8 protein-coding genes are annotated in these 22414 nt (G+C 53.8%); 6 read left to right on the forward strand and 2 right to left on the reverse strand.

Annotated elements, in window-relative coordinates; genetic code table 11:
* Nucleotides 1–336 precede the first annotated feature (336 nt).
* From MXE41_RS08230 to MXE41_RS08255, 6 genes are all read left to right on the forward strand, one after another.
* The gene (locus tag MXE41_RS08230; RefSeq protein ID WP_246977575.1) at nucleotides 337–1542 is read left to right on the forward strand and encodes a hypothetical protein; all 1206 of its coding nucleotides are present in this window, start codon (nucleotides 337–339) and stop codon (nucleotides 1540–1542) included.
* A gap of 105 nt (nucleotides 1543–1647) precedes the next feature.
* Entirely contained in the window at nucleotides 1648–2868 is a 1221-nt protein-coding gene (locus MXE41_RS08235; protein WP_247100150.1) for a glycosyltransferase, read from the forward strand.
* 611 nt (nucleotides 2869–3479) lie between these two features.
* Nucleotides 3480–4415 carry a flagellin gene (locus MXE41_RS08240; RefSeq protein ID WP_247100151.1) on the forward strand — a complete coding sequence of 312 codons (936 nt, stop codon included), beginning with the start codon at nucleotides 3480–3482 and terminating at the stop codon, nucleotides 4413–4415.
* A 395-nt stretch (nucleotides 4416–4810) separates the two neighbouring features.
* Nucleotides 4811–5746: a flagellin gene (locus tag MXE41_RS08245; protein ID WP_247100152.1), complete on the forward strand. Its 936-nt coding sequence runs from the start codon at nucleotides 4811–4813 to the stop codon at nucleotides 5744–5746.
* Nucleotides 5747–7651: 1905 nt separating this feature from the next.
* Nucleotides 7652–10897 carry a hypothetical protein gene (locus MXE41_RS08250; protein WP_247100153.1) on the forward strand — a complete coding sequence of 1082 codons (3246 nt, stop codon included), beginning with the start codon at nucleotides 7652–7654 and terminating at the stop codon, nucleotides 10895–10897.
* Nucleotides 10898–11330: 433 nt separating this feature from the next.
* A complete protein-coding gene (locus MXE41_RS08255; RefSeq protein WP_247100154.1) occupies nucleotides 11331–18626 on the forward strand; it encodes a hypothetical protein in 7296 nt (2431 codons plus the stop codon).
* Nucleotides 18627–18869: 243 nt separating this feature from the next.
* On the opposite strand, the gene MXE41_RS08260 is transcribed toward MXE41_RS08255, so the two are convergent.
* Nucleotides 18870–20816 (reverse strand): hypothetical protein, encoded by a 1947-nt coding sequence (locus tag MXE41_RS08260; protein WP_247100155.1) that lies wholly within the window; start codon nucleotides 20814–20816, stop codon nucleotides 18870–18872.
* Nucleotides 20817–20831: 15 nt separating this feature from the next.
* A complete protein-coding gene (locus tag MXE41_RS08265; protein WP_247100156.1) occupies nucleotides 20832–22091 on the reverse strand; it encodes a glycosyltransferase in 1260 nt (419 codons plus the stop codon).
* Nucleotides 22092–22414: the final 323 nt, after the last annotated feature.

Here is a 22414-nt window from a genome sequence, read left to right on the forward strand (position 1 = left end):
CGAGCTCCCGCCGCGCCAGCGACTGCGCAAAGCGCAGCCAGGCTTTGCCGCGCCAGCCATGCCAGGCAGCGCCAGCGCGCTTGGCGCGCCCTGCTGTGCCGCGCCCTGCCTGCGCCCAACAGTTTACAGCCAGCCCCTGCAACGCACATGGGGGCTTTATCTGAGCCTGTCCCTGCCTGACAGGCTGACTATTTAATCAGCAGCAGCCGCTACAGCAGCTGCAACACAGGCAATACTGCACTCACATTTGACGCCCGCGAGGACAGCCACCACGGCCCTCGCCTAACAATACGGCGCATACAAGTGAGGCAGTTGAGGTCTTAAAGGGATTTTTTTATGCCTAAAATTCTCTGGCTGTCTCCCTACAGCCTGCACGACACTTCATCAGGAGCTTCTGTTCACGCCAAGGTAATGCTCGAAGCACTGGCAAAGATCGGCTTTGAAGTATGGTCCTGCGCTTCCTTTGTCTTTGACAACAAGTCAGGTACCCTGGTGTTTGGCGATCTGGAAAAGCGCCTTGCCGAGGATGATCACAAGACCTTTATCCTCGATGATAACGGCATCCACTACGTCTATACCCGCTGTGCCAACCGCTCAGAAATGCAGTTTACCCTTGATGAGGGTCAGCTCTTTTACGAGACCTTCCTTGAGGTGCTTGACGAGTTCAAGCCGGACATCATTTTCGGCTACTGCCCGGGCATGGCTCCGCTGGCCTGTAATATCGAGGCCCGCCGCCGTGGCATCAAGACTGTGTACCTGCTGCTCAATGGCAATCACAGCAATTTCTCCTTCTCCTACTATGATCTGGTGGTAACCGACTCCCAGGCCACAGCTGACCTCTATGCCCGCCGTGACCATATCAACGTTACCCCTACCGGTGCTTTCCTCAACCACGAGAATCTCATCAGCCCGGAACGTGACCCTAAATATGTCACTTTCATCAATCCTGTAGGTGCCAAGGGCCTGCCAATTTTCGCCAAGATGGCCAAGCTCTGTCAGACCGAAATGCCTGATCTGCGCTTCCTGGTTATCAACAGCCGTGGCAATTTCTCCCAGACTGTTACCCTGCTGCACGAAAAGGACAAGCCTGATGTGCATCCATACACTGCAGCTGATTTCCCTAATGTGGACATGGCCGGTTCCCAGAAGGACATGCGCCCTGTCTTCAAGGTAACAAAAGCTCTGATTGCTCCATCCCTGTGGTTTGAGTCCTGGGGTCGTGTAACCTCAGAGGCTGCTCTTAACCGCATTCCTGTACTGTGCTCAACCTCAGGTGGTCTTGCCGAGGCCATGGCCGGCTGCGGCATCAGCCTTGAGGCTCCTGAGCACTGCCGTCAGGATCACTGGAGCATCCCTACTGACGAAGAAATCAGACCATGGATGGACGCCCTGAAGGAAATCCTCAAGAGCGACTACTCCGAGCAGTTTGACAAGGCCCGCGAGCAGCTTTCCCTGGAGCGCGCCACCCAGCGTGCCCTTGATGCCCTGGCTCCGCTGTACAACAGCCGTGGCAGCGATCATCCACTTTTCTACCTCAAATAGCATAACAGCACGCATCCAGCCCACTCAGGCACGCAGCTGCCACGCAGCAGCGCACCTGAGCCCGGGCTGCACCATGCTCACCAAAAGTTTGCAGGAACAAGAACAATGCCTAAACTTCTCTGGCTCAGCCCATTAAGCGTTCATGATACGTCTAACCCATCTGCTACCCAGATGCGCAACATGCTGTTATCTCTTAAGGCCCGTGGCGTTGAAATCGTAGCCTTAAGCGCCCTGAACTTCCTTCAGGACAGCGGTACTTCTCTGTTTACCGATCTCGAAGAAAAGCTCAAGGGTGAGGACACTTCCTTTAACCTCAACGATAACGACATCAACTTCATCTACATCAGAACCAAATCCCGCCGCCTTGGTGAGATGCCATCTCAGGAGCAGCGTAACTTCTACGCCAAGTTCTGCGCCATTATCTCCGCTTTCCGTCCTGATGTAGTCATGGGCAGCGGCAGCGACATGCTCTCTATGGTGTGCTTTGATGAGGCTCACCGCCGTGGTCTGCCTACTGTCTACACCCTGCTTGATTCAGTACCGGCCCGCTTTAACTTCCCTAACATCGATATTGTGGTTACTGACAGCTCAGCCGTATCCAACCTGTACGCCAACAGCCACAAGATCAACTCAGTAGTTACCGGCTCATTCACTCCGGTCAACATTCCTGAGAAGCTTGCCGAGGACAAGGATCGCAAGCGCATTACTATGGTCAATCCATGTCTTGAGAAGGGTCTTGGCGTCTTTATCCGTCTTGCTCAGCTCAAGAACAAGGAGCTCAAGGGCACCACATTTACTGTTCTGGAGACCACTGAGGGCCAGTTCAAGGAGCAGGTCGCTCTGTTAAAGAAGGGCAACAGCTCCAAGCCTGCCTTTACCGAAAAGGATCTGTCCATTATCGAGGTACTGCCTCCATCAACCACCCTTGATGAGGTACTCAACCAGTCAAAGATGCTGGTAGCCCCATCCCTGTCCTTTGAGGGCATTGTGCCTGTAGCCCGCGAAGCCGTAGTACGCGGCGTACCAGTGCTGGCCACCAACCAGACCGGCTTTGGCGAGTCCATTGGCGATGCCGGTGTTCTGGTAGAGGCTCCAAAGACCATTATGGACAACCATTCCCACATCCTTAGCGATGAGGAAATGGCCTTCTTCATCAAGGGCTTTGACATGATCCTCAACGACAAGATAGCCGAGCGCTGCGCCAACGTTGCTGCCCGTTACGACATCAACTACGCTGCCAACCGTCTTGCCGCCACCTTAAAGCCACTGTTCGACCTGCGCGCCGGCTACAACCCACAGCTGCTGCGCAACGGCAGCCTCATCTAACCACAGCCCGCCCGGACCGGCCCTCAGCAAAGCTGAGTCCCGGCCAGCCGGCCGGCAGCTTACGCTGCCCAGCCCCGCCGCCGCTGCACGCGGCGCGGGGCCTTTTTACCCCGGCTATTTCCCTCCAGGTCAACCTGACCACCCTCCCCCACCAGATCTGAATATACCCCGCACACACATTTCAATGTATCAACCATATTCAAATCTTGACACCCCTTAAAATATTACTTTCTAAAACAAATTGTAGATAGCATTTTGTACCTGTGCAGTAGACATTAGTACCCAAATCTGCCAGAGCTAGTCACTCTCTAAATTATTTTATGTTTGTGAAAGTTTATGCTGTTACCACCGTGTACAAAAACGTGGATTGATGGATAGTGTCTTGAATACATATTACGCTCCAGTCCGCATGCGCACGTGCATCAGCACCTGAGGAAGGCGCTTTTTGCGACATCTATTTGCAAACTTTAACTGCATATACAGGGCAGTTAACCTGCCCCGTGGATTACATGCATACGCGGACGTTAATACAAACATAGCCGACTTGGACCAGAACGCTCCACAACAAAGCGGCCAATCCTATGCAATGATTTCAACAAAAGGTGTTTTCTATGGCAGTTTACGTCAATACAAACGTTTCCAGCCTTAACGGCCGCCGTTATCTCAACAATGTACAGAATCAGCTGACTACCACATACCAGAGACTCAGTTCAGGTCTGAGAATTAACTCTGCAAAGGACGATGCAGCTGGCCTGCAGATCAGCTCCCGCCTCACCACCCAAGTCAACGGCCTCAACCAGGGCAACCGCAACGCTTCTGATGGTATTGCTTTCGCTCAGACCGCCGAAGGCGCTATGGACGAAATCACCAACATGCTGCAGAAGATCCGTACTCTTGCAGTTCAGGCCAATAACGGCACTACCACTGGTGAAGACAAAGCAGCCCTCTCTAAAGAAGCTACTGCTTTAGTTGATGAAATCAACCGCATTGCTGCAAAGACCACTTTCGGTGGCGCCAAAATTCTTGATGGTGGTAAGGATTCTGGTATTTATGCAAATGCAGAAGGCTCAGTAGGTAAGTTAACCTTACAGGTTGGCGCCAATAAAGGCGATACCATTGACTTTGAAGTTGCTAACGCCAAATTTACCAAGATTGCAGATGCAACCAAGCTTATTGAGGCTGGTAATGGTGCAAATGCCAATGGCAAGATAAAGATCGGCAACTTCTATGCAGGTGGCAAAATCACTTTCTCTGCAACTGCAAACAGCGCAGCTGCAAGTGCAATACAAGCAATGGACTACTTAATCGGTCAGATTGACTCCCAGCGTGCAGGCCTGGGCGCAATCCAAAACCGCTTGGAGAGCTCCATCCGTAACCAGGCTAACGTTTCTGCCAACCAGGCTGATGCCCGTAGCAGAATTCGTGATGCAGACTTCGCCGAAGAGTCCGCCAATCTGTCCCAGCAGTCCATCATTCAGCAGGCTGCTACATCCATGCTCATGCAGGCCAATACCCGTCCACAGCTGGGTCTCTCCCTGCTTGGCTAACAGCCGCATGACAGCTTAGAGAGCTTAGCTCTCACATGCTTAAAAGCCCTCATTTCCGCAAGGATTTGAGGGCTTTTGCATTTTATCCAGTTGACCTGTTTTGGGGTAACCCAAGCATATTATGCACACACTAACTAAAATGATTTGGTTATTATAAACTATTACACAGCCATTACCGCATGGTCTAAGGATAGACAATACGGCTTAAATAAGCCACTTTGTCAATGTTTACGCAGTATCTAGTTTGCTTAATAAAATGCATATGTAAAGCATTAAATTTGTCCAGGCACTTACATACAAGTACGGCCGTTAACCAAGTCATAGAGCCGGTTGAGCCGTGGATTTGACCATGACGCAATGGCTATGCACTAACACTAACGTCACAGGAACTAACCATGGCAGTTTATGTAAATACAAACGTTTCCAGCCTTAACGGCCGCCGTTATCTCAACAATGTACAGAATCAGCTGACTACCACATACCAGAGACTCAGTTCAGGTCTGAGAATTAACTCTGCAAAGGACGATGCAGCTGGCCTGCAGATCAGCTCCCGCCTCACCACCCAAGTCAACGGCCTCAACCAGGGCAACCGCAACGCTTCTGATGGTATTGCTTTCGCTCAGACCGCCGAAGGCGCTATGGACGAAATCACCAACATGCTGCAGAAGATCCGTACTCTTGCAGTTCAGGCCAATAACGGCACTACCACTGGTGAAGACAAAGCAGCCCTCTCTAAAGAAGCTACTGCTTTAGTTGATGAAATCAACCGCATTGCTGCAAAGACCACTTTCGGTGGCGCCAAAATTCTTGATGGTGGTAAGGATTCTGGTATTTATGCAAATGCAGAAGGCTCAGTAGGTAAGTTAACCTTACAGGTTGGCGCAAATAAAGGCGATACCATTGACTTTGAAGTTGCTAACGCCAAATTTACCAAAATTGCTGATGCTACCAAGCTCTTTGAAACTGGTAATGGTGCAAATCAGGGCAACAAAATAAAGATTGGCAACTTTTTTAATGGCGGCAAGATTATCTTCTCTGCAACTAATAACAGTGCTGCAGCAAACGCCATCAAGGCTATGGACTACTTAATCGGTCAGATTGATTCCCAGCGTGCAGGCCTGGGCGCAATCCAAAACCGTTTGGAGAGCTCCATTCGTAACCAGGCTAACGTTTCTGCCAACCAGGCTGATGCCCGTAGCAGAATTCGTGATGCAGACTTCGCCGAAGAGTCCGCAAATCTGTCCCAGCAGTCCATCATTCAGCAGGCTGCTACATCCATGCTCATGCAGGCCAATACCCGTCCACAGCTGGGTCTCTCCCTGCTTGGCTAACAGCTGCATGACAGCGTAGAGAGCGTAGCTCTCACATGCTTAAAAGCCCTCATTTCCGCAAGGATTTGAGGGCTTTTGCGTACCTGCAGAAGCGCTTGCCCTTACTTCATACCTGCCCACAACAGTCCGCCTGTTCACCTGTATTACTTGCATACTGCTTTGCGCCGATACACCTCAAGACACAGGATATAGCACTCCTCTGTTCTCCTCTCATCTGAACTCCATCCCTGCCATCTCAACAGCCTGACAGCGGCCTTAGCCTGTACCTGCGCTTAGGCCACCGGTATGAACATGGCAAAATCCCCCATCAAATCCTGCTCAGCCCCATCGACTCCCTGTTCATCTCCAAAAGTCACTCATCCTGATCCAGCTTTGTTGGCCTCACCCCTTGCCGTGCTGGTGCCATTACCCCAGGAAACAGCATATGTTAGCCACGGGCAACCATTTTTTTGTCGCACCGGATGTCCTTGACATATGAATAAAACCGTAATCTGGTTCGTTTAAACTCAGATCGCTTAAACATGTACTTTGTCTAAAAGCACTTCCTGCTTTACATGAATTTAACAGGGGTGCCCTCAAAGTGTGCGTCGCAAAAAATGTGACTGGACCCACAAATCCGAACAAAAGATGTATATGCCAAAAGTATTTTTTAAGGGAAAAAACGGCCTGATTTTGTTCTTGCGTAAAAGCACTAGATATGACGTACCTATGCCACCTGCAGCAAATTCATCAATCTAAAAACCAGGACGATTCAGAGGATTTTTTGGCATCTTCGGCCAAAATGGCTTGTCGCACCCGTGGACAGAAAAGTGAGACAGATCACGTTTTTGCCCGATCTGAGACATTAGAATGCACTCCACGGCAGCTAAGTCTGACAGCAGACGACATGTGGGTACGGTTGCTTACCGCAAATGTAAGCGCTTTCCTGCTGAGAGGAGCACGCTTTCTCCCTTAGCATGTTGCTCAGCTACCCATACAGCCCTGACGGACCTCTATGCAGGTATCCGTTCAGAGCAGTACAGCTGCCTGGTGAATCGAAGATAACAGTAGTTCCTACAGTTAAAGTGCAAGATAACAGTAGAATTCACCTCCATTGCAGTTAACCTCCGCCTGGGCATGCCATCACTTGAAACCAACTTTCGGCATGCTGCTCAGACAGCTGACCTCCGAGGATGTATGAGGGGCGGGGAATCCCTTAACCACGTAACAACCAGTTTTCCTGTTTCACAGGAGATAACGGGCCCGCACAAGGCGTAAGAGCCCGCCTCCTGATGAAGCAGACAATAGTGAAAGATCACGGCTGCATGGCACTGCCTGCAGCCCTGACAATAACAGTAACCTTTGCAGCTGCCTGTGATTAGACAAATATCAAACGCACTGCCATCACAACAGAAAAGACATACAGGACGCATTCGCCACAACAAGCAAGCCACTGCGTCCTCCTAATTACTCACATATGCTGCGCCAGTCAGCCAGCAATATCAGGAGGCATATACTCGCCCTCAAAAGCATACGTTTGCAGTCAACAGCAAGACATCAGCACAGCCGGACTGTACAGGCTGGACTGTAAACGCCATAAGATTTACTGAGATGACAGTATGCAGCGAGCCCGGTAACAACCTGGCATTTCTGCACCACTATCCGCAGCAACTAATAGCACGCTCCTTGTACAGCCGTTGCTATGGCGAACAGCGCTAACAGGCTCCCAGTTTTACTGAGATAACAGTATGCAGTTCTGTCTGGGTACTAAGCATTGCGTCACATACAAATGAGCCGCTCATAACTGATGAACAATTTCTGCCTTGTCTCATACAGCTACGATGCAGCTCAAACCGTCAACATTAACCAGTCAGGACCAAAGGTTCCGCTCCCAATACCAGTCAAACAGATTTCAAGGAAAAAGCCATGTTTCAGCCCATAGAGGATGTACCTGATCCCCGCAGCATTGCTGCCCACCCTGTGCCGTGCTCATGCAGTGCACCCGACCTTACAGTGAGCCCGGCTGATCTGCATAGCGTCACCCAGGACATAGGCAGTGACAAGAGCGTTGCAATTAGCCTTATGAGCGACAGTGCATCTGACAGTGATAAGGACAATGCTGACAGTTACGCAGGCTCAGCATGCTGCAAAAGCTCCTGTAACTGTGATGAAACAGAGGTTGCCCCGGATGCATCGGATGCCACTGATGCCTCTGATGGCCCGGGAACTGGCGGTGCTCAGTGTCGCGTGACAGGCAAGTCATCAGGCAAAGGCAAGCGCTCTGTTGCAGCCTCAGCTGCAGCCAGGGGCAATATCCGCAAGGCTGCCACCTCAAAGTCAAAGAGCAGCCAGTTCCGAGCAGAACATGACGCCACTCCATCAAAGAGCTGCAATTTGCCTGAAGCCTGTGGACTTTCTCATGCCAGTGCTGCAGCAGTTGAAACTGACCATGCTGCTGAAGATGCCTCCCCTGCTGTCGATGCTGACAGCTCCCCGGAAAATTACGCTGACCATAAGCCCTTAAGTGCAGCCCTGCACTCAGCCCTGTACTTTCATGAACTGGGCAGACGCTGGTCAGGAAGTACCTGTCCTGAATCTCAGGTCCTGCGCCATGTAATGGCTTCACTCTTTGTCACCGGTACTGACCTTGCCCTGCGCAGCACCGATACCATGACTGATGAGCAGGCAGTTACCGAAGAGTACAGTGATGAGCTCAGCCGTGCTGTTGCTTCACTTGGTACTGACATCAATACCAGATCTTCTGACACTGACGCATACAGCTTCAGATTTGACCCTTACTCTCTTAGCTCAGAGAGCTCATCTACCCGATCTGATGCCATGGGTGGCAGAGGATGTGGAGGTGCAGCAGCAGCCCGTGCCCGCACTGATTTCAGTGCCAGCTTTGCCCGTGACTTCATATCCAGCAACCGCTTATCAGGACTGGATCGCAATGGCGGTAATGAGAAGCTTAAAACCTCAGCCATGATGCTTGAGCAGCTCTCACAGGGTCGCAAAGTAAAGTCAGGAAGCTCTGCCCAGGTCATGAAATACCGAGCCTCAACAGAGAGCTCAGCTGACAGAGCTGCACTGCAGGCCAACGATGGAAAATCCTGTCAGGCTGCTGCACCAGCAAAAACTGCAGATAACAGTAAGAATTTTGAAACTGAGAACAGTACAGAGCTGAGCACAGCCCATAACCAGAGCTCTGTCCTCCTCAGTGCCCATAACAGCAACGCAAGAACAGCAGACCTCGAGGACAGCCAGCATGTCAGCCGCACCTTTGACCTGACAGCCCTTTCCAATGGCTTTGGCTCTCTGTATGGAAGTAAGGGTTCAGGACGTACCCGCAGCACTATGTTCAAAAAGAAAAATGCCACGGCAAAGGACAGCACCAGGTCTGCAGATGAATGCAGCAGCGACAGCAAAGAGGAGCACCTCAGTAAAGATAATGGCCTGAGTCTCTTCATCACCTCACGAACTAACGGTAAGACCTGCAGTACTGACTGTACTGAAAACACCGACTGTACCAGCGGCACCAGCAGTGAAGCCACTGCCGCTATGGACACCGAGCCAGGGGCCTGCGCCGGCCAGGCAAAGCACAGCTCTAACTTAGTATCTCTGGCCCCTGCAGCTTTCACCTCAGGTGCTACAGGTGTTGCCCGCAACACCACCAGCGTCAGCAGCGTCAGCAGCGTCAGCAACAGCATAGTAAAGGACATGGACAGCCAAGCTGGCCTGAGCCAGCAGACCGAGAGTACCCGTGAGAATGCAGGCACTTCGGACTTGTCTCACAGCGAGGCCCACATCCAGGAGCTCACCGCTGATCAGTCTGTTCAGTCTTTTGATTCAGTTGAGTCTGTTGAGTCAGATGAGTCTGTAGAACCTGCTCATTCTCATGAGCTGCAGGATACTGACAGCTCAGCTCAGAAAAGCCAAAAGAAGAGCCAGAAAGCTCTGGCCTACTGTCAGTCTCAGGCTAAGAGCCGAGCTGTCTGTGCAGCTGGTGGCTCGGAAAATGGCCGTAAGTCTGCCTCCGTTGAGATGACCGATTGTGGCGCTGCAGGCAGTGAGTCGGCTGCATTCAGTAAGAAGCGCCCCGGTAGTAAGAAAGGCTCTACAGCCGACAGTGCCTGTGTCGACTATAAAGATGCAGGACGTGATTATGGCTCAGACGCTTATCTGGGAAGTGAATTTGACAGTGAAAGTGACAGTGCAAATGACAGTGACTTTGACAGCTTTGCTTTTGCCGGGGGTGGAAAGCGTATTGCCCTGATTTCCCAAGCAAGCTGCCATAAGCTCAGATTCTCCAATGAGCAGCGCAGGGAGTTTACCGGCATGTTTTTCAGGCCTGCAGCCAGACTGCATGACGTCCTGATTAAAACCACTCTGCACAGCCGCAATGCCGGAAAGTTAAGAACAGCTCTGGAAAGACTGAACACCACAGACTGTGCCACCAGTATTGCGCCACTGACCCGCTCACTGAGCACAGTGCTGAGCATGCCTGTAATCAAAGACAAGGCAAGGTGTGGCCGCAAGAAGAACACTGCAGGTCTTGCCGGAAAGTCTGTCGGCCATGAAGCCCCAGCTGACTGTGGCAACAGCGGCTTGCAGAATAATTACCTTGCTCACTCCGGTATGACTTTGAACTCAGCTCTGGGCATTGTGAGCAGCCAGTCTGAGCTCCGTCAGTCCGGCAGCCTTAACCTTACCCGAGGTAATAAGATGTCTGAACTGGCTGACCTGTCGGTCAGCACTGCCTGTCGTGCCCCTAAAGTACCTCTGGCTCTGCTGGATGTACTGCAAAAACGCAATCACTACGGAACTGTAGCTGCCGCCTGTGAACACCATGGCCGTAAGCCAGGCTGTGCTCATGCAAGGCCGTCAGCTCATAAATTTATTGAAAGCTCAGAAATCTTCCAGAACGAAGGTGCCCTGCGCTGCTGCAATGTTTACTCAAACATTCAGGGTCAGGTCTATGCCCGTATGGCAAAGCTCAGAGAGTCTGCAAGCTTCAGCTCCGTCAGCAATCAGGAGCTGACAGGACTTGCTCACAGTGCTCTGGTCTTTGACCTGCCATCACAGCTGCGCCGTGATGAGGCTGCCCGTGCAGTAAGCGACTATGCAGCCTTAATGCACCTTGCCTGCTGCAAGCGTCAGAGCCTGAAGCCATGACGCAGCAAGCCGGCCGTGGCTCTGCAACCAGGCTGCTGTCATGATCCCCTCAGGGCTCAGACATCACAGATGAACAGCAGGCGGCCATGCCGACTTCTCTGCATCCCTGTAAGCCAATGCGGTCCGATACTGCCAGGGCAGTTAAGTTCTTGAGCTCAGAGCTTTGAAAAGTATGGCAGTCATGCAAGTCACATGACGGCATGACTGCCCAGTCAAACAAACACATAAGCGCTGTCTCCCTGACAGCACCAGTAAGGGAGCAAAGAGCAGCAATGGCCCTTGCTCCTGTCTTAAGTTTTTATCCTTGGTACTTTGTCGAGCACAGCCAGACCAGGCCTGTCCTTTTATGGATAGCCGGGCCGAGCTGTGCCTTTTTTAACTGTACCTGTACCTTTTTGATTCCCTTTGACCACTCTCCCAGGAGACATTCATCATGCATTTCATTGAGGACCATTTCATACCAGGAGAGGGTCACAACTCATCTGCACAGACCACATTCCTGCCTGATGGACAAATCACTTGTCATCAAAAGAACCGTAATGCCAACAGGCTCAAAGGTCGTTTACCCGTCCGCCCGGATGCTGACAGTGATATCCCAATGTCTCTTGCCTGCTACCTTGAACTCTGTGAAAAGCGTAACCCTGCAGACCATACCCATGACGCCGAACAGCAGCTGACAGCAGAGCCAGCACATGCATCTGCATTAGCCGCCTCCAATGACCTGCGTCCCCGCTGCAGCCAGCCAAAGGCTAATGCCAGGACCGCCACATCATCAAAGACCTCAAAGAACTTAAAGGGCTCACAGAGCAAGACCATGACTCAGCCAAAGCAGAAGGCCACGACAAAAGCAAAGGCAAAATCTCCATCCAGGAATCATCCTATGGCCCAAGCAATGGTCTATTGCCATGCCAATGCCCATGCTGAGGCACAAGACTACGTTGCCAGTGAAGTCATCAGCAGCGGCATACCATCCGGCTGCGCATCCTGCTGCGAGTCCGGCGGCCACAAAGACCACTCTGGTAGTGCTGATCATGCGAGCAGCAAGGCACCAAACTCCCTGTCAGGCCGCAAAGTCAGAAAGCCTCACTCTTGCTCCAATGCCCCGGACGCCACCTCTGGCTCCAATACCTCAAAAACCAGGTCTGGCTCAAAGGCCAAAACCAGCCTTCACTCCAGCAGCAAGCCAAAAGGCCCAAAGGCCACTGCCATACCTTCAGATGTCCAGGAGAAGGCAATTGCGATGTTACTGGCACTGGCAAAAGAACCAGCCCCTGCACAGTCCTGCATCTCAGCTCAGACGGTAAGCGACGAAGACTGCCTCTTAGCCTGCAGTGACAGACACGACGACAGTGTCACAGCCAGTCGCAACAGCAGCGACAGCAGTGTCGGTGCCTGCATCGATTGTGGGGTCGGTACTGCTCATGAAAGCAGCAATAACGACGGCCTCGACGACAGCTGCGATGGCGTTGCTCGTGCTGAGCATGACCATCTCAATGAAGATGAGGGCCACCATCCATCTGCCAGCATGCAGCAGGATGCCCATGACGCAGACAGCCATGCACATGGACATGAACATGAACATGAACCTGAGCATAAGCAGGCACTGGTGCATGACAATGCTGAAGCCACTGCACTGAAACAGGAAGAGAAGCAGAGCTGCTCTGCCGCTCAGGTAAATAGCAGCAGCGACAGTATCAGTGTCGATGACGGCAGCAACAATATCAGCGACGATGTTGGCCACGACAGCAGTGAAGAAAGTGCAGACTGTGCTGAGCATGAGAGCCGCATGGATGAGAGCAGCCCTGAGGAGGTTGCACAGCCAGCTGCTGATGCTGATAAGTCTGGAGATAAGAGCAGCCTGGTGGATGGCGCTGCCTGCAGCGATGCACCAGGTGAAGCTCAGGGCGGTGCCCGTGGCAAGTATCTTACTTATGAGCAGCATCTGGCATCAGACCCGGAAAGACCAAATTCTACCCGTAAGATCTTTAAGGGCTATGAGCGAGCCGTAGCTGACAGTCTTTACAGTCTCGATATCGACTCTCTGATGATTCACCGATCACTGCAGCATCTGGAGCTGGCTGTTGATGCCCTTGAAGATGGTACAGCCAGTGAAAGTGAGCTCAAGATGGCAGGACGCTGTGGCACTCTTGCCCGTGTGCTTATGGAGCACTGTGATCATCTTGCCTCATGGCCAGAGCTGAGCGAAGCCCTCTATCAGCTGCTCTCTGACCGCTCAGTACTCAACGCAGCCAGCTTTGAAAGCTCAGGGGATCTGGCCAGGCTATGTGAGCTTGCTCCAGGCCCTGAATGGCCGCGCCATAGCGTAGCTGATGCCAGCGGCGACAGCGACAGCTACAGCACAGCTGCGCAATACGCTCTGAGCAATTTGCACAGCATGGCAGACCTCGGTGTCGATACCAGTGAATATCTGGAGACCATGCTTACCAGAATACTCACAGCCCGACACCTGCCTGAACGTAGAGCTCTTTTTGAGTCCCTGCTCCATGAGATTAATACCCGTCAGAGCCGCCATGAGCTCAAAACAGATAACTACCACCCTGAGTCAGGCCAGCCCTCAGCAAAGGCCACTGGCGGCTCCAGCTGCGGCACTGCGGGCCGCAGCGGCAGCAGCAGTAAGCTGCGTAATGGCACTGATGCTGATGATTGTGGCGGGATTGTTGAGGCTGGAGTCGATACCGACAGTGCCCTTGCTGACCAGTCAGGCATTGCCAGCAATGCTGCGCCAGAACAAGCTGCCCCTGCCCGTCCCAAGAGCCCAGCCAGACTGCCTGGCAGCTGCGATTATGACCTGATTAACTATGACAATGCACAGAGCACTGCTGATGATGCGGTGGGCCTTGCAGACAATGCCAGTGATGATGGCAGCAGCAACGACGCTGACGCATACTCAAAGCCTGATGCAGATGCAGCCTGTGCCACTGCCTGCACTGCTGATGCAGCCCTTGCAGGCAGCGGCAGTGGTCAGCACAGCTCACAGTACTCTCAGAGCAATGCTCCTGCCGGAGCCCTGTACAAGTCCCTGCTGTGTAATGAGGGCAACATAGCCAGTCTGGGAGAGGAACTGTGTGCCCAGCAGGACGAGCTCAGCACTGATACTGGCAGCAGCTCCTGTACTGACAGCCAGGATGCGTGGGCTATTGCCATGGAGCCCGTCAAGCAGGCTGGTACCTGCAATGAGACTGATAAGACCACGCAAACGGCCTACAGTTACAGCACTGACAGCAATACTGGACGTACTGGCAATGACGACCATGAATGCAGTGACTGCAGCTCCATCAGCAGTAACACCAGCAAGCCAAATAGCAAAGGAAAAGGCCATAAGCATGGCAAGGGACAGGATCATGACCATAGCCAGAGCCCTGCTCTCCTTGCAGCAAATAATGACCATGCAGACAGTGAAACTGAGCGCACTTTGGGAGGCAACTCCGTCAGTGAAATTGAAGTGGAAGGTGAGGTTGAGATCGAGAGGAAATCTTGCTGCTCACAAGGTAATGACTCTGCGCATGTGTCAGGCTCATCCAGTACGGCTTGCACAGACACTGACTGTGCTGCCGGAGCTGACTCTGGCTATGGCTGTAATGAGGGCTCAGACTCTGACTGTGACTCTGCTATAGCCAGCAGCAAAGGCACCTTCTGGTGGGATGAGATAATTGGCGGCCGTTCGGACAGACACAGAACCCGTCATTCGGCTGAAAGCTCTGTTGATAACGGTGCTGGTGCAGCTGGTAAGGGTGAGCGCTGCTCGGCCAGGGCAGCCGGGCTTATTGATGATGCCAATGATGAGCAGCTCATCATCAGCTCCCTGATAAGGGCATTTAACAGCTCTCTGGGCACTGAGGGTGGTCCGCATGATAAAAGAGCCCGTAAGGTTTACAAAAGTGCCCTTGAAGAGGCCACACTGGCCACCTGTGATGTGGTACACCTCAATGGTGTCTTCAGCCAGCCTGATAATGCCCTTGAGTGCATGCTGCGCGCCTGCACAGCCTCCCTGTCATCCCGCCGTGCAGCCGCAGTCATAACCAGCAATCCCGGTTCTGGCGGCGCTGCCTGCAAGGGCGTACGCCGCCCAGGTGCCGTCCCGGCTGATGCTCTGGCCACCACGACTGTCCCAGCCGAAGCAAAGGCTTTGGCTAAAGCTCATGCTCAGGCTCGCAGCTTCGCCACAGGTGAGATTGAAATCACAGGGACATCTGGTGCGACATCAGCTTCATCAGACGCTCAAGTTTCGTTATCCGTTTCAGCCTCATCATCAGCCTCAACAGCTGCAGGGCCTGCCTCTGGCATAACTGCTCAAGCGGCCCATTCTGAGAGCATGCTTGCGCATGCTGGCCTGACCTGCGCAAATGACTCTGAGCTCAGCAACTCCCATGGAAGCTGGGGCTATGGCCATGGCCACAATGATGGTGTTGCAGCTGCGGCTGACAGTGACGAGAGCCGGCAACCGAGTCAGGCCCTGGACACCTCCAGCTCAGCAGGACTCAATCATCTTGCTGAGGGCAAATGTCTGACCTCCAGGACATTCTGGCAAACCATAAAGAGCCGAAAGAGCCGCTCCCAATTCCGTACAGGAGCTTACAGCCATGCCCAGCTTACAAGTTCCATGACTGAGGCTGCCAATGGTTCGTCCCACGTTGCAGCAGCGCCGTATGATTGTGCTGGCTCAGCTGCTCCTGCAGCTTCAGGCTGCGCAGCAGGCCATGGATTTGATGGCAATGAGGCTGGAACAATTGCAGGCTCTGATGCCGGTTTGGGTACAGCTACAGATGACAGCACAGGTACATGGAAAAAAGCTGGGACCGACTATGCTGACCCTCAGGCCACAGGCGTGCACAGGCTTAAGAGTCAGCATGCCTCAACTCAGCCTGCAGATGCATGCAGCTGCAGCAGCGTTGCTGCTGACAGCCGCAAGGCAGGCCGTACCAGCAGTCATGGCAGGTCTGATGCCCGTGAGCTGCAGATGCTGGCTCTGGCCCTGAGCATGAAAGGCATGACCAGTGAGGAGGTAAGTTACTTTCTGCCCCGGCTGGCCTGTGAGCTGCCTTGCGGCCAGGTGCAGCACAGCTGGTCAGGCCAGGTTATTCACAGTGCCGATGAGCACAATAAGGCATGGAGCCATGAAACGGCCGGTTACGGCTCCGGCACTGGCACAGGCGGCGGCGCTGATGCCGCTGCATGGACCGGTGGCAGCAACATGGGCATGAGCATGGACAGCTCCATGCTCAGGGAGCTTCTGGCTGATAACACCATCAGCGGTCAGAGACGCAGTATGAGTGCTGAGCTTACTCATCCGGTAAGCAAAATGGCCCTTGATAACATGATCAGACTGTACTTTGCCTTTCACCGTGATCAGGGCCTGCTCTACAGTGAGCGTTATGTACTGTCCTGCGAGGGCGGAGAATCAGAGCGCATGCAGAGCCTGATCTTTGCTGACAGCTTCATACGGGCCGGCGGTCTTGCCATGGCGTCGATCAGTCATGAGGACGGCCACATAACCGTAACCCTAAACACAGTAAGCGCCACTGACGACCTGCCTGACCTGCAAGTGCAGGCCCCGCAGCACTCAAGCACTGCCTGCACCACTGAGCATGACACTGACCGCCAAAGCCATAGCCATGGCCGGACCATGGGCACAAGCGCCACCAGCAGCACAAGCAACAGCAACTGCAACATAAACGGCGGTCAGGACCATGAGGTAAAGGACACCGACACCGGTAATAGCACTGGCACCGGTTCCGATGCTGTTTCAGCAACTGACTATGCAACTGCCTCAGACACTAAAGCAGCATCTGCCAAAGCAAGTGCAAATGCTCCTTCCATAGCCTCTGCAAGCTCCCCAGCTACTGATGAGCATGGCGGTGTTTCTTGCGAGCAAAGCACTGACACTACTGGCCAGTATGCAGTAGCTGACTCCTGCTCAGAGGGCTGCACTCATTATGGTTCTGACGGTGCTGGCTCTGATTCACATGCTGAAACTGGGGTTGATGCAAGTGCTGATGCTGGCAGTGATGCCGCCTCGGGCCCTGAGAATGCCGTCCATGATGCAGGATCTGCATCAGGCCCTAAGGGCAATACTCAAGAAAGCTCTGACAGTACTGGCCCTGATTCAGGTGATACAACAGGGATTGATACTGGTGCTGATGCAGCCTCAATCAATGACGCGGCTGCCCCTGTTGCAGGAACAGGCTCCAATGATGGTGCTCACGTAGCTGCTGATGCTGGTACTGGTGCTGACAATGGTCCTGATGCTGTTGCTGATGCAGCTGCTGCCAAAGGCTCCTCTGCCGTTGCGCAACCAGCTAATGATGCGAACGAAGTAGCAGCCACTGAAGCCTGTTCTGATGACAATTCAGTTGCTTATGCCGGGGATGATGCAAAAGCCACTCATGATGCAGTAAGCACCTGTGCCTGCACTACAGCCGAGGGCTATGCTGACCAGGTAAAGACATGCCATGATGCTAATGAGACAGAGACTGCGGCTGAGTCTGGTGATGATGCTCTGACCGCAGCTGTTGACACTGATGCAGCTGCTGCAGCTGCGAGCTCTACAGTCAGCAAGAGCACTGGCAAGCGCGGCCGAAAAGCAAAAGCTCAATCCTCTGCCTCCAGTAAGAACCAAGGTCCTGCAGACAGCACTGCCGAAGATGCCATGGCTGCTGGCCATGCTGACAGCCGCAGTGACCAGTGCCAGAGCTCTGATGCAGAATGCGGTTCAGGGGCAGGCTCAGAGTCCTGCTGTGAGCCTTCGATAAAGACCTCCAGTGCTGGCAAGGATGCCAAATCAGGCCGTGGCCAGAGCCATGGCCAGAGCAATGGCCATGGCAATGGCCATGGCTCTGCAGGCCTGGGCAGTGATGATGGTCAGCATCAGGGTGGGCGTTTTTCTGAGGGGCTCGAGGAGCTTATTGAGGTGCTCAATGTGGCCACTGTCGATGGTCATCGTATGGGGCTTTATTCCCTTGCTGACTACAGACGACGTCCTGCCATGAGGGCCCTTTATGATTATCTGTGCAGCTGTGAATATGATGAGCATGCTGCCAGCAATATGGGCAGCTGGGACTGGAATGGTGGAAGGCAGTCTTATGGCGGCTGCGACCGCTACCGTGACCTCAACAGACTGGACCTGCTCAGTATGCTCAGCGCAAAGTCTGCACTGAGCCGCGATGGCGGTCAGGGCAGCTCAGGCGGCCCGGCCGGTGGCCTTGCTGCCCTGGCTGCAGGTATAGCCCCGAAAGGACGTACTCCTGCTGTTAAGTGGCTGCCGCTTTGTGTCCATGCTCTGGTGAGCCACAAAAAGCTCAAAAGATCAGCAGTCAGTGCCCAGTCACGACTAAATGCTCTGCGCAGCCAGCAGACCAGGGACAGAGAGCGCGGCCACTGCGGAGCCATTAATATCCCATGGGCTCTTGCTGTCCATGACATGTACTGCCATCTTGCTGACAGGGATGCCAGCGATGAGCGCAATGCCCCAAAGGGCAGCCTCATCCCGGGAGCTGATGACAACGAAAAAATGGGCATATTCAGACGCTATCGTCTGCCTCAGATAGCTGTCCTGCTGCGCTGCCTTGACCAGCTGCGCCACGGACATGCCTTCATGTTCCGCTGCAGCTGCGGCCATGAGACCTTTATCTGTGACGGCGCCTATAACCGTCTGTCCGGCACAGAGCAGGTCTGCCCTTTCTGCGGCAGCGCCATCAGCTTCACCAGCTGATGCCCCGCCGCAAGGCCCTGCCCGGATGACTGGCCTTATGCGGCCAGCCGGGCGGTCTGGCAGGCCGTGGTACGGTCAAACCGGGGGCTGCTTTTGTCGGTCCCCAAAAGTCAAAAAGCCACGGGCGTGAGCCAGTGGCTTTTTTAGTTTGTCCAGGCATGGACAGTGGCCTCAGCCCTGCGACGGCTGGGCCGTCGCATGGCTGAGGGCCGGCACAGGGCGCTTATGCGCCGTGTGCCGGGGTCAGTCGTCAGCGCTGAGGACGATATCGTCCTCGTCGACGGCGGCGGCGCTGGCTGTCATGGAGCGCTGGGCGGCCGTGGACCTGCTGATGCTGCGGCTGGTAGTCAGTGAGCTGTAGGAGGATGCAGCACTGGCAGCATCGAGCTCACGAGACAGGATGATGGCGTCTTCACTGTCGTTGGCCGGGGCGTCATCTGCAGGGCTTAAGAGGCTGGCAGAGACGCGGGCTGCCAGACGGGCGGCACGCTTCTTGGCCTCGTTTTCTGACTGGATAATGGCACGCAGGGAGAAGGTGCCACGGCGCATCAGCTGAGGGCTGTTACCGGCCCTGCGGCGCAGCAGCGGAGCCATGGCATGAGCAAGGCGCATGGCGCAGCAGTAATAATCAGTCTGGCTGAAGACATCCCAGTAGCGGCATGGCTCTACCGGGCTGGTAAGCTCGGCATACAGGGCCTCTACCCATGGCTTTATCTGACACTCATCAGGAGCCTGATTGAGATTGTCGATAAGCTCCTGGTCGACTTCAACATAGCGGCCTGCCTGCAGCAGCTGCTCTCTTAATACATTCTGACCTGTGGTAATCACAGCTGTACCATGACTCAGAGCCTGCAGGCCTACTGAGCTGTTAGAGACATAGGAAAGGGTAGGCATGACCAGCACACGGGTCATGGACATGAGATCGTTAAAGTCTTTGTCAGTGATGACTTCAATGGAGTTAATTAGCTCTCTGTCATAAGCCTGACCTGAGGAGTTCCTGAAGTAGTAATCAAGGGCACAGAGCTCAAACTGATTGTCCTCAGTCTCGTAGACAGCAAATTTGTAACCCTCAAAGCGGCTGTCTTTAAGACACTCACGGGCAAGGCCCAGGAAAATACCCAGACCATGCTCATGGTTAGGAGACACCATGACAATGTAGCGGCGTTCTGAGACATCAGGGAAAGGCACACGGCTCCAGTCAATTGGCGGCACCTCGCTCTGAGCCTGAGCGGCAGCTGCCTCAATGGCAGCTGCACGCTCTCGTAAGATGGCATCGCGGTCACGCACCGGCATGCCCTCAGGGATGCCTGCTGCGGCAGCACCTTGGGTGCCAGCCGTGCCTGCGGCTCCGGCGGCACCGGCCACAGCTGCGCCTGCAGCTGAGGCGGTGCGGGATGCGCTTACTGTGGCACTCAGATTATCAAGGGAATCATTAAGCTCCTTGAGCTCCGGTATGGAGGAGAGAATGGAGCTGTAGTATGAGGAGGTCTGACGGGCAGCCTCGTGGACACGGCTGGCGGCATCCTGAGTCAGGAATACGGACTCAATGGAGGCGGCGGCACGCTCGCGGGCTTCCATTACTGTTTTGTCATGCTCAATGCGGGCCTTTAAGTAGGAGTCCATTAAAGGACCATTGGAGCTGACAAAAGGACCAAGATAGACAGCCTCGCGGCCTGCCGGGGTAACAAAATCGTCAATCAGGCTGCGTGAGGTGGAGACAATAAGGTCCACATCGCGTAAAGAAAAGTCTTCAGCTGGAGGCTCAAGCAGAGCAAAGACGCATGGTATGCCGCTGTTGCGGGCCAGGTTGAGGCAGGCCATGGAGAGAATGTCACTGGTGGACACTACCACTACGTCAGGCTTGAGGCCGCAGATAACAGGAGTCATTTCATTGTAGAAAAGACTTTGCTCATAGGTGGTCATCTGCGCAAGGCGGTGCTGGGCTGTCATGGTATAGACATACTGGACCTTGCCCTCTTCAAACATGACCTTGTTGCGGGCAAACTGCAGCTCCTTGCGGGCAGCCGGATGGACTGTCTGCAGGTCAGCTGAGGTTCTGACATCAGTGCTCAGGCACACTACTGAGGCATTGCGCTCGGCAAGCTCACTTATCATATTGCGCACCTGCAGGGCGGACTCACTGGCAAGGTCGTGTACGCAGCAGCTGCTTATCCACAGAATTTTGTTCATTTAATCCCCCGGCAATCACTCAAAGCTGATATCAGTAAGCTCGTCATTGGACAGAGCATTGAGCGAGCTGACCATGGAATTACCAGGATTGCGGGCAGCGGTGGTGCGCTCAATCAGAGGCCGCAGAGCCTCAATCAGACGGTTGACGGCACTTTCCTGAGACAGGCGGGCACGAGCAGCCTCAAGTTCGGCATCAAAGTTTTCTCTGAGCAGTACCTCAAGGGCATTGAGCCATGGCTCCATTTCCTCATCATCAGGCAGGCTCATGTAGTCCTCACGGCAGTGTTCAGGGGTTTCAAGCAATACACCGCCTCCGGCAATGGCCTCAGCAAGGCCTCCGGTATTGGCTGCAATCACAGGGATATTGTTGAACACGGCCTCACTGGCAGTACGTCCCCAGGCCTCAAACCACAGTGACGGTACCAGCATTACTGAGCTGATGGCGTAGATAGAGCGCATGTCTACCTGCTGCTCGACCATGAAGACATTAGGGAAGTCATCCTGATGGTAGGGATGCTCGGCAGGATTGCCCTTGGTGTGCAGGCGGGTTACCACCTCAGTAAAACGCTCATGGGTATTTACGGTAAGGAACTGGACCTCAGGCATGCGCTTGTGGCAGATCTCGGCAAGACGGGCAAAGATGGAAACACCCTTGTAGTCAGATGGATTGACCATGGTGACAAAGCGTCTCTGATGCTCGGCAGCGACAATACTCTCAAGATCAAAGAAAGCACCTACAGGCACGGTATTGATCTCATCGCGCTCAGCATAGAGCCTTGCATTGGCATAGGAATCAGTGAGGATAAGATCGATATTAGGGAAGAGATAGGTAGACCAGGTACCGTTGGAGAGCATGTAAGCTGTGCTGATGGAGCGTGAACGGGCTTCGGCAAAGCAGTTCATGGCCAGAGGGCTGTTACCAAAACCAATGACCACATCAGGCTTGAATGAAGACAGACAGCTGCAGAAGGTACGGTAAAAGAGCTGACATTCCATTAAGGTCATGTCGGCTTCATCTGTACCCTCGGTACGGGTATAGACATAGTGAATGCCGTCTTCGTCAAAGGCAAAGACGTCATGGTCATCCTCATCAAGGAGCTTTTTGAGATCGCCAAAGGCCTGAGCGCCATTTTTGGCATCAAAAATAAATGAAGAGCATGCCCATACCTCAAAGCCCCTGTCATACAGACTTTTGAGCATATGACGGCAGTTAACTGCAGCACCTGATGAAGTGTCATGCAGGCTGAAAGGAGACATCCAGAGTATACGCGGCATGTTCAGTCCTTACGGTTAGTGATTAAGAATATGCCCATTTTACCCGAATTTTCCCCACTAAGCCCCTGCTCCACAACAGACCAGGCACCAGCCCCGGCAAACTCACCCCGGCTGCCCCGCAGCCATGGCGCAGCTGCGCCGCAGCCGCGCGGCAGCCCTGCCTCACCAGCGCGTAGCCAGCCCCCAACCGGGCACACTGCCAGCCATAAATCCGACCTGGCCAGGCATGGGCATGAACGCTCCCGGGTGGTCTGGCTGGGCCATGCTGGGCATGGCCCGGGCTTATTGACCATTGGCTCCCCTGCAGGAATGGCCGGGTGGCG

It is taken from the genome of Anaerobiospirillum sp. NML120449, from assembly GCF_023051105.1.
GTDB lineage: Bacteria > Pseudomonadota > Gammaproteobacteria > Enterobacterales > Succinivibrionaceae > Anaerobiospirillum.

Excerpts from the sequence above, each read along its gene's own strand:
- MXE41_RS08230 (WP_246977575.1), top strand. The coding sequence starts at position 337 with ATGCCTAAAATTCTCTGGCTGTCTCCCTACAGCCTGCACGACACTTCA.
- MXE41_RS08245 (WP_247100152.1), top strand. The coding sequence starts at position 4,811 with ATGGCAGTTTATGTAAATACAAACGTTTCCAGCCTTAACGGCCGCCGT.
- MXE41_RS08250 (WP_247100153.1), top strand. The coding sequence starts at position 7,652 with ATGTTTCAGCCCATAGAGGATGTACCTGATCCCCGCAGCATTGCTGCC.
- MXE41_RS08255 (WP_247100154.1), top strand. The coding sequence starts at position 11,331 with ATGCATTTCATTGAGGACCATTTCATACCAGGAGAGGGTCACAACTCA.
- MXE41_RS08260 (WP_247100155.1), bottom strand. The coding sequence starts at position 20,816 with ATGAACAAAATTCTGTGGATAAGCAGCTGCTGCGTACACGACCTTGCC.
- MXE41_RS08240 (WP_247100151.1), top strand. The coding sequence starts at position 3,480 with ATGGCAGTTTACGTCAATACAAACGTTTCCAGCCTTAACGGCCGCCGT.
- MXE41_RS08235 (WP_247100150.1), top strand. The coding sequence starts at position 1,648 with ATGCCTAAACTTCTCTGGCTCAGCCCATTAAGCGTTCATGATACGTCT.
- MXE41_RS08265 (WP_247100156.1), bottom strand. The coding sequence starts at position 22,091 with ATGCCGCGTATACTCTGGATGTCTCCTTTCAGCCTGCATGACACTTCA.